This window comes from Shimia sediminis (assembly GCF_003990645.1).
Classification (GTDB): Bacteria; Pseudomonadota; Alphaproteobacteria; order Rhodobacterales; family Rhodobacteraceae; genus Shimia; species Shimia sediminis.
In genome coordinates this window covers 119586-137333 of sequence record NZ_RYZK01000009.1, presented here as the reverse complement: position 1 = coordinate 137333, position 17748 = coordinate 119586, and the positions used below count along the sequence as shown (strand labels likewise).

Below are 17748 nucleotides of genomic sequence, written 5' to 3'. Positions count from 1 at the left end.
AGCGCTACATCTTTCATACTGCAAATCATCAAGTGCAAACGCATTGGGGAGGAAAAAGATGCGTAAACTATTTGGACGGACGGCTGTGGCCGCCCTTTCGTTGACTTTTGTAACCGAAGCCATGGCTACCGAATGGAATGTATCTGTTTGGGGCAAACGTCGTGCCTTTACCGAACATGTCGAGAAGCTGGCCGAGTTGGTTAGCGAAAAGACCGGGGGCGAATTCACCCTGAACATCAGCTATGGTGGTCTGTCAAAGAACCGCGAGAATCTTGACGGTATCTCGATAGGTGCCTTTGAGATGGCGCAGTTCTGTGCCGGTTATCACCGTGACAAGAACCGCGTGATCACGGTTCTGGAGCTGCCGTTCCTTGGCGTGTCCAACCTTGCCGAAGAAGTGGCCGTGTCCAAGGCCGTCTATGCGCACCCTGCCGCGGCAGAGGAAATGGAACAGTGGAACGCCATGCTGCTGATGACCTCACCCATGCCACAGTACAACCTTGTCGGCACAGGCGAGCCACGTGATACACTGGCCAAATTCGACGGCATGCGCGTTCGGGCCACTGGCGGTCTTGGCAAAGCGTTTGAGGCGGTAGGCGGCGTGCCGACTTCGGTCACCGCGACAGAAGCCTATCAGGCGATGGAAAGCGGCGTTGTCGACACCGTGGCTTTTGCTCAACACGCGCACCTGTCGTTTGGCACGATCAATCAGGCGGACTGGTGGACGGCGAACCTGAACCCCGGCACAGTGAACTGCCCGGTTGTGGTCAACATCGACGCCTATGACGCTCTCAGTGACGATCACCGCGCTGCGCTGGACAGTTCGGTCGATGAAGCGCTTGCCCATTACGTCGCCAACTATGGTACCCTCTTGGAGAAGTGGGACAGTGTTCTGGCTGAAAAAGGCGTTGAAAAAGTCATGATCAGCGACGCAGTTCTGGACGAATTCCGTGCAAAAGCGGCGGATCCGATCCGTGATGCATGGATTGCCGACATGGAAGGTCAGGGCCTGCCCGGTCAGGAGCTTTATGATCTGGTTGTCAAAGCACTCGAAGATCACCGCGCCTCAAACTAAGCGCGCGATACAAGAAACGGCCCCGGTTTTCATGGGGCCGTTTCCACTAAAACAAAAAATCTGGGGGGATGAACATGGCCGGTAGTTCTGCCGTGCTTGAAGACAACAGCCTACTGTCACGGCTGGATCGTCACCTGCTCAAGCTGGAAACTTTTTTTGCGTTGCTGAGTGGTCTTGCCGTTTTCAGCCTTATGTTTCTCGCCGCGTACTCTGTTGGAGGTCGACAGTTCTTTGCGTCGCCTCTGTCCGGCTATGTTGACTACATCGAGACATTGATGCCGCTGATCGCCGTGATGGGCATCGCCTATGTCCAGCGGGACGGCAGCCACATTCGTATGGACATGCTCATCGGTCAGCTGAAGGGCCGCGCGCTCTGGGGGGCTGAACTGTTGAGTGTGGTCCTTATCCTGCTTTTGATGATCGCGCTGACCATGGGCGCTTGGGCGCACTTTGAACGCTCATTCGACTGTGCTCGTCCGCTGTGTTCGCGGGACAGTTCCATCGACATTGGCATCCCGATCTGGCCGTCAAAGCTGATTGTGCCCCTTGCTTTCGGGGTCATGTGCCTGCGCCTGGCCCTACAAGTCGTGGGATACGGTCGCGCGTTGTTTCTGAACCTGCCGTCGCCCGTTGCCGTGCCACTGGTGCAATCGATCGAAGAACAGGCCCGCGCTGAGGTCGAACATCTCGGAGACGAGCAAAATGGATAATATCACCATCGGACTTTGGGTGACTGGCGGGATGCTGGTACTTGTCGTGCTGGGGATGCGCGTGGCGTTCGCCGCAGCTTTGGCGGGCTTTATCGGCATTGTCTGGATTTTCTGGGCCAAGTTCGGCTATGCGCCTGAAAAGTTTCTGTACTGGAACGAGCGCCGTGAAATTTGGGATGGGGCGCTGGGCAAGTCCATCGCCATCGCGGGGTCTGTGCCGCATTCCAAAGTGTCCAGTCAGGCGCTCAGCTTGATCCCAACGTTTATCCTGATCGGCTATCTTGCCTATCACGCCAAGCTGACCACTGCGCTTTTTGAAGCCGCCAAACGCTGGATTGCGTGGGTACCAGGTGGGCTGGCCGTGTCCACCGTTTTTGCTACTGCTGGCTTTGCAGCCGTCTCTGGCGCCTCGGTTGCCACGGCTGCTGTCTTTGCCCGGATCGCTATCCCGGAGATGTTGAAGGCTGGGTACAATAAACAATTTGCGGCGGGCGTAGTTGCTGCGGGGGGGACGCTTGCCAGCCTGATCCCACCCAGCGCGATCCTCGTGATTTACGCAATCATCGTGGAACAGGACGTGGGCAAGCTGCTGCTCGCCGGATTTATCCCGGGCGCGTTTTCGGCAGTCATCTATGGCGCCATGATTATCGGTATCGCCGTGATCTTCAAAACTGTCGGCCCACCTGTCACCGGGTTCACGTGGCGTGAACGCTTTGCCTCGCTGCCGCCTGCACTGCCCATTGTGGCCGTCGTGGTGATCATCATCTTCTTTGTCTACAACCCCTTTGGTGACGCGTGGGGAACGCCGACAGAAGGTGGCGCTGTAGGGGCATTTATCGTGTTCCTGATGGCGCTGTACCAAGGCATGCGCTGGAAAGAGCTTAAGGTTGCGCTTTTGGATACTGCCAAGCTGACGGTGATGATCTTTACCATTATCTGGGGGGTGCTGATCTATGTGCGCTTCCTTGGGTTTGCGGACCTTCCCGGTGCATTCTCGGACTGGATTACGTCGCTTACCATGTCGCCCTGGCTGATCCTGGTCTGCATTCTTTTGGCCTATGCGGTTCTGGGCATGTTCATGGATGCCATCGGAATGCTGCTGTTGACCCTTCCGGTCGTGTATCCGGCCGTGATGGCGCTAAACGGGGGCGAGGCTGTGACCGCTGCAGAGAGCACATTTGGCATGAGCGGCACTATGTGTGCGATCTGGTTTGGTATTCTTGTGGTGAAGATGGCCGAGTTCTGCCTGATCACCCCGCCAATTGGGTTGAACTGTTTCGTGGTGGCGGGCGTGCGTGATGATCTGAGCGTACAGGACGTGTTCAAAGGCGTGACGCCGTTTTTCATCGCTGATGCGGTGACAATTGCCCTGTTGGTGACATTCCCGTGGATTGTGCTCTGGCTGCCAAGTCAGGTTTAAAGACAAGGCGGAGGGTGAGAATACCTCCGCCTTTGATTGCGCTGTCAGAACCGCGAACCGGCGCGCGTTGGGGCAGCCCTTGTTTGAGAATCTCTTTCGACCCAGCCAAGAACATAGTCCCAGGTGCCGGTGGTCGAATGGATGTTTGGCGTCTGTTTGGAAAGAAAGTTCACTCAGCTTGCACGCTTCGGGCCTGCATTGGGGTCATGCCGGTCCAGCCGTGAAAGGCGCGGTAAAAGGAATTGGGGTCGCGGTAGGCGAGCAGGTAGGAGATTTCTTCGACCGTCATGTCGTCCTGTTTCAGGTAATGTATCGAGAGTTCCGAGCGCACCGATTCCAGAACCGCCTGGTACGAAGTGTTCTCGTCTTTCAACTTACGTTGCAGGCTGCGCTTGGACATAGCGAGGCGGTCGCAGGCATCGTCCACTGAGGATTGGCCCGAAGGCAGCATTTCGACAAGGGCACTGCGCACGCGGGCGGAAACGGGTTGAGCCGCCTTACTCTTTGCCAGCTGGCGGTTCAGATCCTCCATCACACTTTTTAGCATTTTGTCGTTTTGCGAGATCAGGGGACGCGTTGCGTCTTCGATCGACAGGTGGATGGCAGGGTGCTGTGCCGGTGAGGTTGAGATGCCGAAAAAGGCGGTTTCCTCAGGCGATGCCGCCATGTCGAAGGGCAAGTCAACTTGCAGGGGTACAATGCGTTCGGCGGTAAAAAGGCGACTGCATTCAAGGAAATAGATCAGTTCGAACATGGCCATGCACGCAGGCAAATCCACGGCGGGATCGGCGGAAACAAAGGTGAGCGTGACCCGGTCGTCATGTCGCTGCACGTCCAGTCGAAGTGGAGCCAGTAGGGGTTTGAACAGGGCCAGTCGTGACAGGCCAACTTCGATATTTTGGCTGCAGGAAAAGGCAAAGATTGCAGGAACAAAAGGCCCGTGCGCATAAAGCTGTCCCATATACAGCGAGAGATCCTCGCGCTTGGCCTCTTCGTAGACCGCTTGGAACAGGGCAAAGAACTGCTCGGCAGTGCTGCCTTTGCCTTCGTGATTGAAATAGTCTGCCGGCAGGCCTGCGCGGCGCATCACACGTTCCGGCGAGATTTTCAGGATTTGGCAGGTTTGGGCGATTTTCTGCGCCACGGGATAAAGGGTGCGCTGGGACATGTTCGGGCCTTTGGGCGTGTCTTCAGAACGAAAGATGCGTTTCGGCGGGTGTGAAAGCCAGCCTCTGCAAGTGACTTGGCGTCATCAGAATTGATTTTGGCGTGATCTGCAAGTTGCATTTTCCCGGTGAGTGCTAATCTTGAAGCCAGCGAATATCGTTCAACGGGAGAGTGCACGTGCAATTGGTAGTCGATGGAAAATCCCATGAGGTGGATGTCGAAGAGGACATGCCTTTGCTGTGGGTGCTTAGGGATGAGCTGGGTATCAAGGGTGTGAAGTACGGCTGTGGGATCGCGGCCTGTGGTGCTTGCACCGTGCATATCAATGGCGAGGCTGTGCGCTCGTGTCAGACTTATGTGTCAGACGTGGATGGCCCGGTAACAACCATCAATGGGCTGGGGACGCCGGACCTGTTGCATGCGGTGCAAGAGGCTTGGGTGGAAACCCAAGTTGCGCAATGCGGCTACTGTCAGTCGGGGCAGGTGATGCAGGCGGCGTCACTGCTGAATGAAAACCCGAACCCCTCAGATGATGAGATTGACGAGGCGATGTCAGGCAACCTGTGCCGTTGTGGCACCTATCCGCGCATTCGCGCCGCAGTAAAGCTGGCTGCGACCAAGGTTCAGGGAGCGTAAGTTATGGGAAAAGTTGGAAAAATCGCACGGCGCACGTTCCTGATCGGGTCGGCTGCAGTGGTTGGTGGCGTGGCCTTTGGGGTCTACAAGGTCAAAACACCCTACGCGAACCCTTTGGAACAAGACCTGTCGGGTGGGGCGGCGACCTTCAACCCTTGGGTGGTGATAGACGGTGATACGATCACACTGATCGGGCCGCATGGCGACAAGGGGCAGGGGGTTGCACATTCACAGGCCATCCTGATCGCGGAAGAGATGGACCTGGAGTTGGGCCAGTTTCAGGTCAGCTTTGGCAAGCCTGACAAAGCCTATTGGAACCGGGGACTGGCAGATGAGGGCGTGCCGTTCCTGTCAACCGACGACAGTTTTGCGGCCGAGACGATGCGTGGGTTCATGGGCGGAATGGTCAAGCTGCTGGGGATGCAGATCACCGGTGGATCAACCACCATTCCCGACAGTTTCGACAAGTTGCGCGAGGCCGGGGCGATGGCGCGTGAGACGCTGAAGGCCGCGGCGGCCGAGAAGTCCGGCATCAACACCACTGCGCTGAAAACCGAGGCCGGGCACGTTGTTTTGCCGGATGGCACGAAACTCAGCTATCAAGAATTGGCGCCGATCGCGGCGGGATTGAATCCGGTCACAGATGTCACCTTGCGCGAACCCAGCCAGTGGCGATTGATCGGCAAGCCCATGGAACGGTTGGATATTCTGGCCAAGTCGACCGGCACACAGACCTATGGCATTGATCTCGAGATTCCAGGCGCGGTGCATGCGGCGGTTAAGGTCAATCCGCGTCAGGGCGGGACATTGAATGGCTATGACGCCACCGAGGCGTTGTCTATGCGCGGTGTGTCGAAAGTGGTTGAGATTACTGGTGGCGTAGCAGTGATTGCTGACAACACGTGGCGCGCATTCCAGGCGGCTGAAGCCGTGGAATTGGATTGGGCAGAGGCGCCTTATCCGGCGGAAATGGATGGCCATTGGGAGGCAATGGCGGCCTCGTTCACTGACAAACAACTGGACAAGGAATGGCGCAATGACGGTGAGGTCGAAGCCGCTTTGGCCGATGGCAAGGCGATTGAGGTTGAGTACCGTTCGCCCTATGTGGCCCACGCTCCGTTGGAGCCTTTGAACGCTACTGTTTTGGTGGAAGATGCAGGGGTGACTGTCTGGACAGGCCATCAGATCCCGCGCCAGCTGCAGGTTCTGATATCCGCGATCACAGGCCATGATGCGGAACAGGTGACACTGCACAACCAATTCATGGGCGGCAGTTTTGGTCACCGGCTGGAGTTTGAGCATGTCAAACAGGCCACGGAAATTGCCAACCAGATGCGAGGTACGCCGGTCAAGCTGACCTACTCGCGAGAAGAGGATATGGCGCATGACTTCCCGCGTCATCCGGGCATTGCCCGCGCTTCAGGAGCGGTCAAGGATGGTAGGGTCGCAGCACTGGATTTGCAGGTGGCGATGCCATCAGTGATTGGCTCGCAAATGGGACGGGCCCAGTTACCGGTGCCAGGACCGGACAGCCAGATCGCTGCCGGGGCGTGGAACAATCCGTATACTTTGCCCAACTACCGCATGCGGGCCTATCGCGCGCCGGAGTTGGCGCCAGTGTCGTCCTGGCGCTCGGTTGGAGCTGCGCCTAATGGGTTCTTTTTTGACACTGCATTGGACGAGCTGATCCACGCGGCGGGGGCCGACCCTATGGAAGAGCGCATCCGGCTGATGGGCCATGACGTGAGCCGCAAGGTGCTCGAAACCGTGGCCGAGATGTCGTCCTGGGGTGGTCAGCTGGGGCCGAACAAGGGCCGGGGCGTGGCTTTCGTCGAAAGCTTTGGTGTGCCGACGGCGGAGGTGGTCGAGGTCACCAATACCGAGGATGGCATTCGCATCGACAAAGTCTGGGTGACCGCCGACGTCGGCACGGTGGTGGATCCGGTGAACTTTGAGAACCTCGTGCAGGGCGGCGTTGTCTTTGCCTTGGGGCATGCGATCAATTGCGAGATCACCTATGCGGATGGCATGGCCGAACAGTCGAATTATGACAGTCACGAGGGCATGCGTTTGTATCAGTGTCCCGAGATCTTTGTGAAGGGGCTGGAGAACGGCGACAAGGTGCGTGGGATTGGCGAACCGCCAGTGCCGCCTGCAGCGCCCGCGCTGGGCAATGCCATTTTTGCCGCCACGGGTCAGCGTATCCGCGAGATGCCGTTCAACAAGCATATCGCTTTTGTTTAAGGGAAGTCTGGGAGCTGCCCCCCAGACGCCTGAAGCCTTTATGAACAGATGAAGAGGGGGCTACGGCCCCTTTCTTTATGGGGCGATGGCTTCGGCACGTTTGATCTTGCGCAGGACGACGTTGGTTTGCGCGCTGGCAACGGCGGGCAGGCGGAAAAGGGTTTTTTCAAGGAAATCGTTATAGGCGGTGATGTCGGGGAAGAGGACATGCATGTGGTAGTCTGCCTGACCCGTGGTTGCGAAACAGGTGAGCACCTCGGGACGGTGTTCGATGACACGCACGAGGTCCTGTAGTTTGTCGGGGTCGTGACGGGTGAGTTGCACCAGAACGATGGCTTCGAACTCGAGGCCCAGCTTTTCCGGGCTGAGCACTGCGCCGTAGCGCTCGATGATTCCGGCCTCTTCAAAGGCGCGGATGCGGCGCCAACAGGCCGAGGCGGACATGCCCACCTGTTCGGCAAGATCGGCATTGGACATCCGGCAGTCCATTTGCAGGCAAGCCAGAATGCGTCTGTCGCGTGTGTCTATGATCATGAGGAGTTATTCCACGGATTTAGTGTTTTGTGAAAGAACTATCCGTCTTGGTATGCCGTTGCAATGAAAACTGGTCAGGAATTTCACGGAATTCGCGTAGGCTGGAGGGGCGCGTCGACAGGAGATATCGGATGACCGACCAATCGCTACCCTTTGATACGTATCAGTTGGACGACCGATACGCCCGGGAAACAGGCCGTGTGTTCCTGACTGGGACGCAGGCGCTGGTGCGGATCATGTTGGACCAGGCGCGACGGGATCGCGCCGAAGGTCTGAAAACAGCGGGGTTCATATCAGGGTATCGCGGATCGCCTCTTGGGGGGCTGGATCTGGAGCTCTGGCGCGCCAAGGATCGCGTGGAAGAGAACAATGTAACCTTTATGCCGGCGGTGAACGAGGACTTGGGGGCCACGGCGGTTCTTGGGGCGCAGCAGGCGAGCCTGGATCCGCATGCCCAAGTCGAGGGCGTGTTTTCCATGTGGTACGGCAAGGGGCCGGGGGTAGACCGCTCGGGGGACGCGTTGAAACATGGTAATGCCTATGGGTCAGCTCCCAAAGGTGGGGTTTTGGTGGTCGCAGGGGACGACCATGGTTGTGTGTCCTCTTCCATGCCACACCAGTCGGACGTGGCCTTTATGTCTTGGTTCATGCCGACGTTGAATCCTGCGTCGGTGGCGGAGTATCAGGCGTTTGGGGAATACGGTTTTGCACTGTCGCGCTATTCAGGCACATGGGTGGGGTTCAAAGCGATTTCAGAAACGGTTGAGAGTGGTCAATCTGTCGAATTGCACCGTGATCGCGACTTTGTGCTGCCGCCATTTGAGGGACCTGCACGCGGGTTGCATGTCCGGCTGGCCGATCTTCCAAGCCCTGAGATTGAGACACGCATTGGCCACAAGTTGGAGGCCGTGGAAGCCTTTGTCGAGGCCAACCCGATTGACCGCCGCATCTATGACCTTCCCGAGGCGTCCTTTGGTATTGTTACAACCGGCAAAGGACATCTTGACCTGATGGAGGCCTTGCGGTTGCTGGGCCTGGACGAAATCAAGTGTCGCGCGCTGGGTATCGACATTTACAAGGTGGGCATGGTCTGGCCGTTGGCCCGGCGGGATGCGCTGTCATTTGTCCGGGGTAAAAAGGAAGTTCTGGTCGTCGAGGAAAAGCGGGGCATTATCGAGAGCCAGTTCAAAGAGTATTTCTATGACTGGCCGGGTGACAAACCGGAAAAGATGGTTGGGAAACACCGTGCTGCAGGAGAACCGTTGATCCCTTGGACTGGCGAGTTGTCGCCCTTGAAACTGGCGCCGATTGTAGCAGAGCGGTTGGACCGTTTTTTCCCTGAAGAAGGGCTGCCGGGCAAGGCCAGGGCGCTGACACGAACCCCGCCAGTTTTGTTAAAGGTCGAAGGCGCCAATCGTACCCCTTATTTCTGTTCGGGATGCCCTCACAACACGTCGACGAAGGTGCCTGAAGGTTCGCAGGCGGCCAGCGGCATTGGGTGCCACGTCATGGCCAGCTGGATGGATCGCGAGACCTCGGGTTATGCCCAGATGGGAGGAGAAGGCGTGCCGTGGGTGGTGACGTCCAAGTTCAATGGCGGCAAACACATCTTTCAAAACCTGGGCGAGGGGACTTGGTATCATTCGGGGTCCTTGGCAATCCGGCAAGCCGTCGCCGCAGGCACCAACATTACCTACAAGATTCTCTACAATGACGCAGTGGCCATGACAGGCGGTCAGCCAGTTGACGGCCCGGTCAGTGTTCAGGGGATTGCCCAAACGTGCCGTGCAGAAGGCGTGCACCGGATCGTTCTTGTTTCGGACAATATCGGCAAGTTCAATCACGGAGATTTTCCGCCGGGCACCCAGTTGAGAACGCGCGAAGACCTGGACACGGTGCAGCGCGAGTTGCGCGATGTCAAAGGGGTCAGTGTCCTGATTTACGAACAGACCTGTGCCACAGAAAAGCGTCGGCGCCGCAAGCGAGGGACCATGGAAGACCCCAAACGCTTTGCCGTCATTAATCCGCTTGTCTGCGAGGGCTGCGGCGATTGCTCGGTCGAAAGCAACTGTCTGAGCGTTGAACCTCTGGACACCAAATACGGGCGCAAGCGCAAAATCAACCTGTCGAGCTGTAACAAGGACTTTTCCTGTCTGAACGGGTTCTGTCCATCCTTTGTAACGGTCGAAGGGGCCGAGCGGCGCAAAAAGGAGGGCGCAGAAATCGATGTGGCCGCCCTGTTGGTCGATCTGCCGGAACCTGACCTTCCTCCTCTCGCGAAGCCTTATGATCTTTTGGTTACCGGGGTTGGGGGCACTGGGGTCGTCACCGTGGGCGCCTTGATCACGATGGCCGCCCATATCGAGGGGCGTGGCGCATCGGTTCTGGATTTCACGGGCTTTGCGCAAAAATTCGGGACAGTGCTAAGCTATATTCGTCTGGCTGAGGGTCCAGAGGACATTCATCAAGTCCGCATTGACCAAGGTGCCGCAGATGCCGTGATCGGTTGTGACATCGTTGTGTCGTCAAGTCCGCGTGCATCTGCGCACTACCGCAATGGTGCGCAGGTGGTTTTGAACCGCGCCGAAATGCCGACCGGAGATCTTGTGCTGCAGCGTGATGCTGATCTTCGCGTAGATGCGCGAGAAGCGGTGATCCGTCAGGCAGTTGGTGCAAAGAATGTCAGCGGCCTGGATGCCAACAAGACGTCCGAAGAGCTGCTTGGCGACAGTGTGTTCGCCAATGTGCTGATGCTTGGCTACGCGTGGCAACAGGGTCTGGTCCCGGTGAGAGAGGTCGCGTTGAAACAGGCAATCCTGTTGAACGGAGTAGCGGTTGAAAAAAACACAAGCGCTTTTGATCTGGGTCGTGTAATGGCGGGCAATCCGCAGGCGCTGGTTGTGGAGGACACAGGTGACGAGACCGAAGAGCTTGAGGTCGTGCTGGCCGATCGTGCGAGCTTTCTGACCGACTATCAGAACGCCGCTTACGCTGAACGGTTTCGCCAATCCCTTGCGCCTGTTCAAGCAGCCTTTGGAGATGATCTGGCCATTCTGGCTGCGAAGTCGTTGTTCAAACTGATGGCCTACAAGGACGAGTACGAGGTCGCGCGGTTGCACACGCAAACCGGGTTTGCCGACAGTCTGGCCCAGATGTTTTCGGGTGACTTTAAGGTCCACTACCACATGGCGCCACCGATCCTGTCCACAGGGCGGGATGCGCGAGGACGCCCACGCAAACGGACCTTTGGCCCTTGGATGACTGGCATGATGCGGGTGTTGGCCAAGATGAAGCGGCTGCGTGGGACGGTGTTTGATCCCTTTGGCTATGCTTGGGAGCGCCGCGAAGAACGTCGCCTGATCCTGTGGTTTGAGGGCGTTCTGAGGACCGCTGTTGCCACGCAAGGGGCCGATCGGCCTGTCCTGGCGGACATCCTCTCGGCCCCGATGGACATACGCGGTTATGGGCCGGTGAAAGAACTGGCGATTGCAGAGGTCAAGGCGCGCGTCGCGGGGCTGCGGGGCGCGCTTTAATCAGGTGAAGCGAATGTCAACCGATCCAAAGTCGCCAAAATCAGCCGCGATATGGCTGCCCGGCGGGCATTCGATGGGGCGGATAAAACTGCCCGACAGGATCACCTGACCAGCTTCGATCCGCTGGCCGTATTGCGCCATGCGTCGCGCCAGCCAAACGACGCTTTCAACCGGGTCGTTCAGAACGCCCGCACCAAGGCCAGTTTCCTCGATCTCGCCATTGCGGAAGGTGAGTGCGCCGACCCAGCGCAGATCAAATGAATCAACCGCGTGGCGCTGGTTGCCCAGAACAAACCCTGCGTTGGCCGCGTTGTCGCTGATGGTGTCATAGACAGTGCGGGCGCGCCCGGTTTCAGGGTCTTGGCGCAGGATGCGGGTATCAAGAATTTCCAACGACGGTGCCACATAATCGGTTGCCGCCAATACATCCTGTCGCGTTACAGTGTCTCCGGCCAGTGGCGCTTTCATCACAAAGGCAATCTCGGCCTCGACACGGGGTTGAATGAACCGCCCTTCGGGTACAGTGCCGCCAGTGTCAAAGGCCATGTCGTCAAACAGGATGCCACTGTCGGGGATGTCGATGTTCAGCGCATATTGCATGGCCTTGGAGGTCAGCCCGATCTTCCAGCCGATCACCCGTCGGCCTGCCGCCAGTTTCTGCGCAGCAAGGGCAGATTGAATGGCGTATGCGTCGTCCATGCCTATCTCGGGGTATTGCAACGACAAGAGGCCGATCTGGCGGCCAGACGCCTCGGCCTGCAACAACGCGGTGGCTGCGGAGGCGTGATCTTCCGGGGTCATGACACGACCTCGTCTTCAATGCCGTTCCTGAGCGTTCCGATGCCTTCGACCTCGATCTCAACCACGTCACCGGGTTTTAGATAACGCGGCGGATCAAACCGCGCGCCAGCCCCGGTCGGGGTCCCGGTAACGATGATGTCGCCGGGCTGGAGCGTCATGAAGGTCGAAATATAGGCGATCTCTTCGCGGATCGGGAACATCATACGGCTCAGAACATCGTCCTGGCGAACCTCGCCATTGACCCGCGTCACGATGCGCGCGTCATCCAATTGCGCGGCGTCGGTGAAGGGCACCAGCCAAGGCCCCATGGCACCGGAATTGTCCCAGTTCTTGCCTTGGGTCACATTGAACTTGGCATGACGCACCCAGTCGCGGATTGTGCCCTCATTGCACAGCGTCAGAGCGGCGATGTGGTCATAGGCATCCTCGGGTTTGATGCGCCGTCCGCCCTTGCCGATGACAATGGCCACTTCACCTTCATAGTCCAGCGTGTGGTTCTCGGGCGGACGCACGAGATTGCTGCCATGCCCAGTAAAGCCGCTGACAAAGCGGGGGAACAGGGACATGTACTTTGGCTGCGCGCTACCGTCCCTATATTCTGCATTGCGGTCGGGGAAGTTCACGCCCACGCAAAGGATGCGCGCGGCCTCGGGGATGGGTAGGTCATAGCTGAAGTCGCCATCTGGATGACTTACGGGCTTCTTCTCAGATGCGGCCGCCAACTCTGACAAGGCGTCGGCCTCAATCACATCTCGCAAACCGGACCATTGGGGAAACGAGTCCGAGAGGTCGATGAACCCGCCCTCGACAATCACCCCATAAAGCTGCGCATCACCCGCGCGCACTGTTGCAAACTTCATCCCAAACCCCTGCTTCGTATTGCCAAAAATACTCAAATTCAGCCCTCTGACCATCACGCCAGAGGGCGCGGTTCCTTGCGGTTCCTTATTGAACCGGAAAGATCACGTTAGTCTGCCCGGTACCCGAAGACGGAAAGTACTCGGTCACGACCTCGCATTTCGCATCATAGTTGTCCCAGCCGAGCGCGCCATAGAGCATGGCGGTGTCATGCATCGAGCCTTCGCCGCAGCAAAAGTTGGCATAGTCACCCAGCATCTTGAGAAAGGTTGCGTGATCGCCATTCTTCCACATCTCCAAAACGTGCAGGTCCATCTGGCGGTTGAACTCGCTGGAAATTGTGAAGGTGCCGTTGTTGGGCGCATAGTCCTTGTTCGACCAGATCTTGTGGCTGAGCGAACCGGACGCCACCAGCAACACCTTGCTGTCGCTGGCTTCTACAGCTGCGCGAATGGCCTCACCGATGACGCGGCTTTCGTCATGGTCGTGCACGGTGCACCAGGCGGCGATGGAGACGACCTTCATGTCATGTTCGCGGCTCATGAAACGCATGGGCACGAGCGAGCCATACTCCAGCTCCAGCGAGTCTAACCGATGCGAGAGTGTGTAGACGCCCATGTCGCTGGCCTTGGCCGCAATCGCGTCGCCCAGTTCCGGGTTGCCTTGGTATTCATAGGGCAGGTTCTGGATGAACTGTGGAAACTCGTTTGACGTGAACAGCCCTTCAAAACGGTTGTTGCTGTTGATGTGAAAGCCCGCGTTGATCACCCAATGCGTGTCGCAGATCACCACGGTGTCAGCCCCCAGCTCCTTAGCGCGGCGGGCAATCTCGCGGTGGCCGTCAATGGCGGCTTGACGCTTGCCTTTGACGGGGCCGTCCTGCTCGGACATGAGCATGGTCGGTACATGAGTCATCTTGGCGGCGAGAACAATCTCTCCCATAGGTTTTCCTCCCAAATGTCGCGCGTTTCCAGTGGTCTTCTTATGCGCCGAGACGCGGTATTCGGTGTTCACCGGTGGCAAAGCCGATATGCTTCTGTTCCATGTAGAATTCGAATGACCAGTCGCCTCCGTCTCGGCCAATGCCGCTGGCCTTGACTCCACCAAAGGGCGTGGGCAGGTGGCGAACGTTCTCCGAGTTCACCCAGATCATGCCAGCTTCGAGCTTTTCGGTGAAGCGGAGCGAGCGTTGCAGGTCGTTGGTCCACAGGTAGCCGGTCAGCCCATAGTCCGTGTCATTGGCGATTTCCAAGGCTTCCTCTTCCGTGGAAAACGGGATCGAGGTCAGGACCGGGCCAAAGATCTCTTCCTGCGCAATGCGCATCTGATTGTTGGCACCGGTAAACAACGTGGGCCGCACGAAATAACCTTCGTCTCCAACGGTCACACCGCCGGCAGCAATGGTTGCGCCGCCTTCCTTGGCGATGTCGAAATAGGACGTCACCTTGTTGAAGTGTTCCTCGCCAACCAATGGGCCGATGACGGTTTCAGGATCCAGCGGGTTGCCAACCTTGATGTTATTGACACGCGCGATCAGGCGGGCTTCAAACTCTTCGCGGATGCTATCCTGGACCAGCAGTCGTGAGGACGACGTGCAGCGCTCACCATTGATCGAGTAGATCATGAAGATCACCGCATCCAGCGCTCGATCCAGATCGGCGTCGTCAAATACAATCACCGGGTTTTTGCCGCCCAGTTCCAAGTGGCAACGTTTCAGCGTGTCTGCGCCTTGTTTCTGGATCAGGCTGCCCGTGCTGCTCTCACCAACAAATGCGATGGCTTTGATGGCCCGGTGCTCACAAAGTGCCTTGCCGGCATCCTCTCCAAAGCCGTTGACCATGTTCCAAACACCCGGAGGCAGGCCAGCTTCTTCCGCGATTTCAACCAAAATACGCGCTGACAAGGGGGAAAGCTCGGCTGGCTTGTGAACAACAGTGCATCCGGCGGCGAGGGCTGGGGCAATCTTCCATGTCGACAGCATAAAGGGTGTGTTCCAGGGGGTGATGACGCCAACCGGGCCAATTGGAACGCGGGTCGTGACATTCATGAGTGTCGGTGACTGCAGCTGCTTTCCGTCACGTGCCGAGGTTACCTGGTCCGCGAAATACCGAAAGTTTTCAGCGCCGCGAATGGCCGCTTTGGACATGAACCGCAAAGCCTGCCCTGTGTCCCAGCATTCGCACAGGGCAATCTCTTCGGCGCGGGCTTCGATGCCTTCTGCAATACGGATCAGGATTTTTTTGCGCTCTAACGCAGGCATGTCGCGCCACGCCGGAAAAGCGTCTTTTGCAGCGCGGGCTGCAGCGTCGATGTCGCTGGCATCCCCGCGTGCGACGTCGCAAATCACAGTTTTGTTGACGGGAGAAGTGGACTGGAATGTTCCGGCCGAACCGTCGCAATCCTTGCCGCCGATGCGATGTTTGATGCCGGTTTCACGAAACCGAGCGAGGTAGCCGTCCAGCTTTTCAAGGTTGGTTGCAAGTGCGCTCATAAGATGCTCCTTCGTGGTCCCGTGTGGATGGGATGTTCTGTTGATGGAGGGTAGCGAGAAATTACTTAACATGTCAACTAAAATTTTGATCTGCACTGATTAGGGAAATACTTTGACACGCCGCCTGGCTAAAACTTAATTTATTAAGCAAGTTAAGTCAGGATTCCATATGCCACATTTCATCATCGAGTATTCAGCAAACTTGGAAGACGCGGTGGATATGAGCGAATTTTGCGAGGCCATTCGTAAAGCTGCTGCTGAAATCGAAGCATTCCCGATGCCAGGAATTCGGGTCAGAGCGTTTCGCGCAGAACACTATGCCATTGCAGACGGAGACGCTAAACACGGCTTTGTTGACATCTCAATCCGTCTGCGAGAAGGGCGCCCGCAGGACGTGAAAGAAGCAGCTGCCAAAACAGTCTTTGAGGCGGCGAAGGTGTTTCTGGCTCCGGTATTGGCGACGCGATCTTTGGCTTTATCGCTGGAAATGCGCGACATTGATGCCAGCCTATCGCCGAAAACGGGCACCATCCGGGATCATCTATGACACTCTGTTGTTGAGTTTGCGTCTTACACCTGTAGCATACCATGGACGAGGCGGCTTACTGCTTCGGCCCTTGGGGAGGGGTGAGATGCAACTGGTACTTCGCAGCCTTGTTCTGTGCATTCTATTGGCGTTTTCCTGGTCAGGGACTGGGGTCGCCCAAAGCAGCGAACCGGACGAAGAGGCGGCTCGGGAAACGGCAACAGAGTTTGCTCAGCCGGTGATTTTTGACGGAGAGGCGCTATTTAATGTGCGTGGCTCCTCTGCACTGCCTGCGGACGAGCGCGCCGCAAAGATCTCAGAGCGTATTCTAGAAGTGGCGAAGTCCAGCGTTGCCAAAAGCGTGGTCATGACAACCCGGCGGGTGGGTATTGGCATCGAGATCTACGCCGAAGGCCAGCTCATCACCATTGCGACCGAGGCCGACGCAGAACTCGAGCAAATGGACATGGTTGTGGTTGTCGAACTGCAATCCGATGCGATTGAGGCAGCGATCCTCGCCTATCGAGAGAGCCGCACCGACGAAGCGATTGCCCAAAGCGCGACAACTGCGCTGATCTGGACTGCTGTCTTTATCACCTATTGCGCACTTATCGTGATGATCCGACGCCGGTTACCTGCATTCCTTGGTCGTATGGTGCGCCATCGCTTCAAGGCGGTTCAGGAGGCCACCAAAGAAATGGTGCAAAGTCAGGCGGTCGCGCGGTTGGCTGAATATGTGATGCGCCTTTTCCTGGATCTGACCCTCTTTGTGGGCTTCTATTACTACTTGTCTTTCGTATTGCTGGCCTTTCCTGAAACCAGGCCCATCGCGTCGCTATTGATCAAGTATGTGACCGATCCCATTGTGGACCTCGCAAAAGGGGCGGTGTCATATGTGCCAAACCTGATCGTCATCGCGATCATTTCCTGGGTCACCAGTTTTGCCATCCGCGGTGTCCGGCTGTTTTTTGAGAACGTCGAGCAAGGGACAATAGCGCTCAAGAACTTTGAGCCTCAATGGATTTGGCCGACCTATAGCCTGGTGCGTCTTGGTCTGATCCTGATGGCCATTGTACTGTGCTTCCCGTACATTCCGGGCTCGGATTCTGCGGCCTTTCAGGGCCTGACAATCTTCTTGGGCTTGATGGTCTCCCTCGGCTCCAATTCGGTCATTTCCAACTCGTTGGCCGGATTGTTTGTTCTCTACAAGCGCAGCATGAAGGTCGGAGATCGCATCCTTGTTGGTGAGTATTACGGTGACGTCATCAACATCAAGCTGATGGAAACCTACCTTCGCACAGTCAAGAACGAGCTGGTCAGTATTCCCAACGCCAAACTTCTGGCCTCCGAGGTTAAGAACTACTCGGCCAAACTGGATGGCAAGGGCCTGCTGCTGCACACCACGGTTGGGATTGGGTATGAAGAGCCGCGCGAAAAAATTGAAGCGATGTTGCTGAATGCTGCGGAGCGTACAACGGGTCTCAAGAAGAATCCCGCCCCGTTTGTTTTGGTCGAAGCGTTGGCGGACTATGCGATCAACTATCAGATCAATGCGTTTACCACGCGAAGTTCTTCTCTGCCGCAACTGATGAGTGAGCTGCACAAGAATGTCATCGACGTGTTCAATGAAAACGAAGTGCAGATTATGACGCCGTCTTACCAACACGACACGCCCGACGCCAAGATTGCACCCGTTTTTTGGGAAGGCGAATTGGCGGCAAACTCTCGTGATGCTAGCGAAAAATAGAAGACT

14 protein-coding genes are annotated in these 17748 nt (G+C 57.2%); 8 read left to right on the top strand and 6 right to left on the bottom strand.

The window, feature by feature from the left end; all coding sequences use genetic code 11:
* Positions 1–58: 58 nt before the first annotated feature.
* The 3 genes from EK369_RS17050 (at position 59) to EK369_RS17040 (ending at position 3205) form a co-directional block, all read left to right on the top strand.
* Positions 59–1075 (top strand): C4-dicarboxylate TRAP transporter substrate-binding protein, encoded by a 1017-nt coding sequence (locus EK369_RS17050; protein ID WP_127115473.1) that lies wholly within the window; start codon positions 59–61, stop codon positions 1073–1075.
* 74 nt (positions 1076–1149) lie between these two features.
* Entirely contained in the window at positions 1150–1785 is a 636-nt protein-coding gene (locus EK369_RS17045; RefSeq protein ID WP_127115472.1) for a TRAP transporter small permease subunit, read from the top strand.
* Positions 1778–3205, top strand: a complete 1428-nt coding sequence (locus tag EK369_RS17040; RefSeq protein ID WP_127115471.1) for a TRAP transporter large permease — start codon at positions 1778–1780, stop codon at positions 3203–3205. The genes EK369_RS17045 and EK369_RS17040 overlap by 8 nt, the downstream gene beginning before the upstream one ends.
* A 169-nt stretch (positions 3206–3374) precedes the next feature.
* Here the strand turns inward: EK369_RS17040 and EK369_RS17035 are convergent, their stop codons facing one another.
* On the bottom strand, positions 3375–4373 hold the full coding sequence (locus EK369_RS17035; protein WP_127115470.1) for an AraC family transcriptional regulator: 999 nt from the start codon (positions 4371–4373) through the stop codon (positions 3375–3377).
* A gap of 176 nt (positions 4374–4549) precedes the next feature.
* On the opposite strand from EK369_RS17035, the gene EK369_RS17030 reads away from it, so the two are divergent.
* Complete coding sequence (locus EK369_RS17030; protein ID WP_127115469.1) at positions 4550–5008, top strand: (2Fe-2S)-binding protein; 459 nt, start codon at positions 4550–4552, stop codon at positions 5006–5008.
* 3 nt (positions 5009–5011) lie between these two features.
* A complete protein-coding gene (locus tag EK369_RS17025) occupies positions 5012–7252 on the top strand; it encodes a xanthine dehydrogenase family protein molybdopterin-binding subunit (RefSeq protein ID WP_127115468.1) in 2241 nt (746 codons plus the stop codon).
* Positions 7253–7327: 75 nt separating this feature from the next.
* On the opposite strand, the gene EK369_RS17020 is transcribed toward EK369_RS17025, so the two are convergent.
* A complete protein-coding gene (locus EK369_RS17020) occupies positions 7328–7786 on the bottom strand; it encodes an Lrp/AsnC family transcriptional regulator (protein WP_127115467.1) in 459 nt (152 codons plus the stop codon).
* 131 nt (positions 7787–7917) lie between these two features.
* Here EK369_RS17020 and EK369_RS17015 point away from each other — a divergent pair, with 131 nt between their 5' ends.
* Positions 7918–11319: an indolepyruvate ferredoxin oxidoreductase family protein gene (locus EK369_RS17015; RefSeq protein ID WP_127115466.1), complete on the top strand. Its 3402-nt coding sequence runs from the start codon at positions 7918–7920 to the stop codon at positions 11317–11319.
* Here the strand turns inward: EK369_RS17015 and hpaH are convergent, their stop codons facing one another.
* The 4 genes from hpaH to hpaE form a co-directional block, all read right to left on the bottom strand.
* The gene (hpaH, locus tag EK369_RS17010) at positions 11320–12120 is read right to left on the bottom strand and encodes a 2-oxo-hept-4-ene-1,7-dioate hydratase (RefSeq protein ID WP_127115465.1); all 801 of its coding nucleotides are present in this window, start codon (positions 12118–12120) and stop codon (positions 11320–11322) included.
* On the bottom strand, positions 12117–12980 hold the full coding sequence (locus EK369_RS17005; protein WP_127115464.1) for a fumarylacetoacetate hydrolase family protein: 864 nt from the start codon (positions 12978–12980) through the stop codon (positions 12117–12119). Before EK369_RS17005 ends, hpaH begins: the two co-directional genes overlap by 4 nt.
* 85 nt (positions 12981–13065) lie before the next feature.
* A complete protein-coding gene (gene hpaD, locus EK369_RS17000) occupies positions 13066–13920 on the bottom strand; it encodes a 3,4-dihydroxyphenylacetate 2,3-dioxygenase (RefSeq protein WP_127115463.1) in 855 nt (284 codons plus the stop codon).
* Positions 13921–13960: 40 nt separating this feature from the next.
* Positions 13961–15469, bottom strand: coding sequence for a 5-carboxymethyl-2-hydroxymuconate semialdehyde dehydrogenase (gene hpaE, locus EK369_RS16995; RefSeq protein ID WP_127115462.1), 1509 nt, complete (start codon positions 15467–15469; stop codon positions 13961–13963).
* Positions 15470–15638: 169 nt separating this feature from the next.
* Between hpaE and EK369_RS16990 the strand changes: the two genes are divergently transcribed.
* A complete protein-coding gene (locus tag EK369_RS16990; protein WP_127115461.1) occupies positions 15639–16016 on the top strand; it encodes a 5-carboxymethyl-2-hydroxymuconate Delta-isomerase in 378 nt (125 codons plus the stop codon).
* An 85-nt stretch (positions 16017–16101) separates the two neighbouring features.
* Positions 16102–17742, top strand: coding sequence for a mechanosensitive ion channel family protein (locus EK369_RS16985; RefSeq protein ID WP_235871461.1), 1641 nt, complete (start codon positions 16102–16104; stop codon positions 17740–17742).
* The last annotated feature ends 6 nt before the right edge of the window (positions 17743–17748 follow it).

What these genes read in the sequence shown, in the direction of transcription:
- EK369_RS17050 (WP_127115473.1), top strand. Translation starts at nt 59, where the DNA reads ATGCGTAAACTATTTGGACGGACGGCTGTGGCCGCCCTTTCGTTGACT.
- EK369_RS17045 (WP_127115472.1), top strand. Translation starts at nt 1,150, where the DNA reads ATGGCCGGTAGTTCTGCCGTGCTTGAAGACAACAGCCTACTGTCACGG.
- EK369_RS17040 (WP_127115471.1), top strand. Translation starts at nt 1,778, where the DNA reads ATGGATAATATCACCATCGGACTTTGGGTGACTGGCGGGATGCTGGTA.
- EK369_RS17035 (WP_127115470.1), bottom strand. Translation starts at nt 4,373, where the DNA reads ATGTCCCAGCGCACCCTTTATCCCGTGGCGCAGAAAATCGCCCAAACC.
- EK369_RS17025 (WP_127115468.1), top strand. Translation starts at nt 5,012, where the DNA reads ATGGGAAAAGTTGGAAAAATCGCACGGCGCACGTTCCTGATCGGGTCG.
- EK369_RS17020 (WP_127115467.1), bottom strand. Translation starts at nt 7,786, where the DNA reads ATGATCATAGACACACGCGACAGACGCATTCTGGCTTGCCTGCAAATG.
- EK369_RS17015 (WP_127115466.1), top strand. Translation starts at nt 7,918, where the DNA reads ATGACCGACCAATCGCTACCCTTTGATACGTATCAGTTGGACGACCGA.
- hpaH (WP_127115465.1), bottom strand. Translation starts at nt 12,120, where the DNA reads ATGACCCCGGAAGATCACGCCTCCGCAGCCACCGCGTTGTTGCAGGCC.
- EK369_RS17005 (WP_127115464.1), bottom strand. Translation starts at nt 12,980, where the DNA reads ATGAAGTTTGCAACAGTGCGCGCGGGTGATGCGCAGCTTTATGGGGTG.
- hpaD (WP_127115463.1), bottom strand. Translation starts at nt 13,920, where the DNA reads ATGGGAGAGATTGTTCTCGCCGCCAAGATGACTCATGTACCGACCATG.
- hpaE (WP_127115462.1), bottom strand. Translation starts at nt 15,469, where the DNA reads ATGAGCGCACTTGCAACCAACCTTGAAAAGCTGGACGGCTACCTCGCT.
- EK369_RS16990 (WP_127115461.1), top strand. Translation starts at nt 15,639, where the DNA reads ATGCCACATTTCATCATCGAGTATTCAGCAAACTTGGAAGACGCGGTG.
- EK369_RS16985 (WP_235871461.1), top strand. Translation starts at nt 16,102, where the DNA reads ATGCAACTGGTACTTCGCAGCCTTGTTCTGTGCATTCTATTGGCGTTT.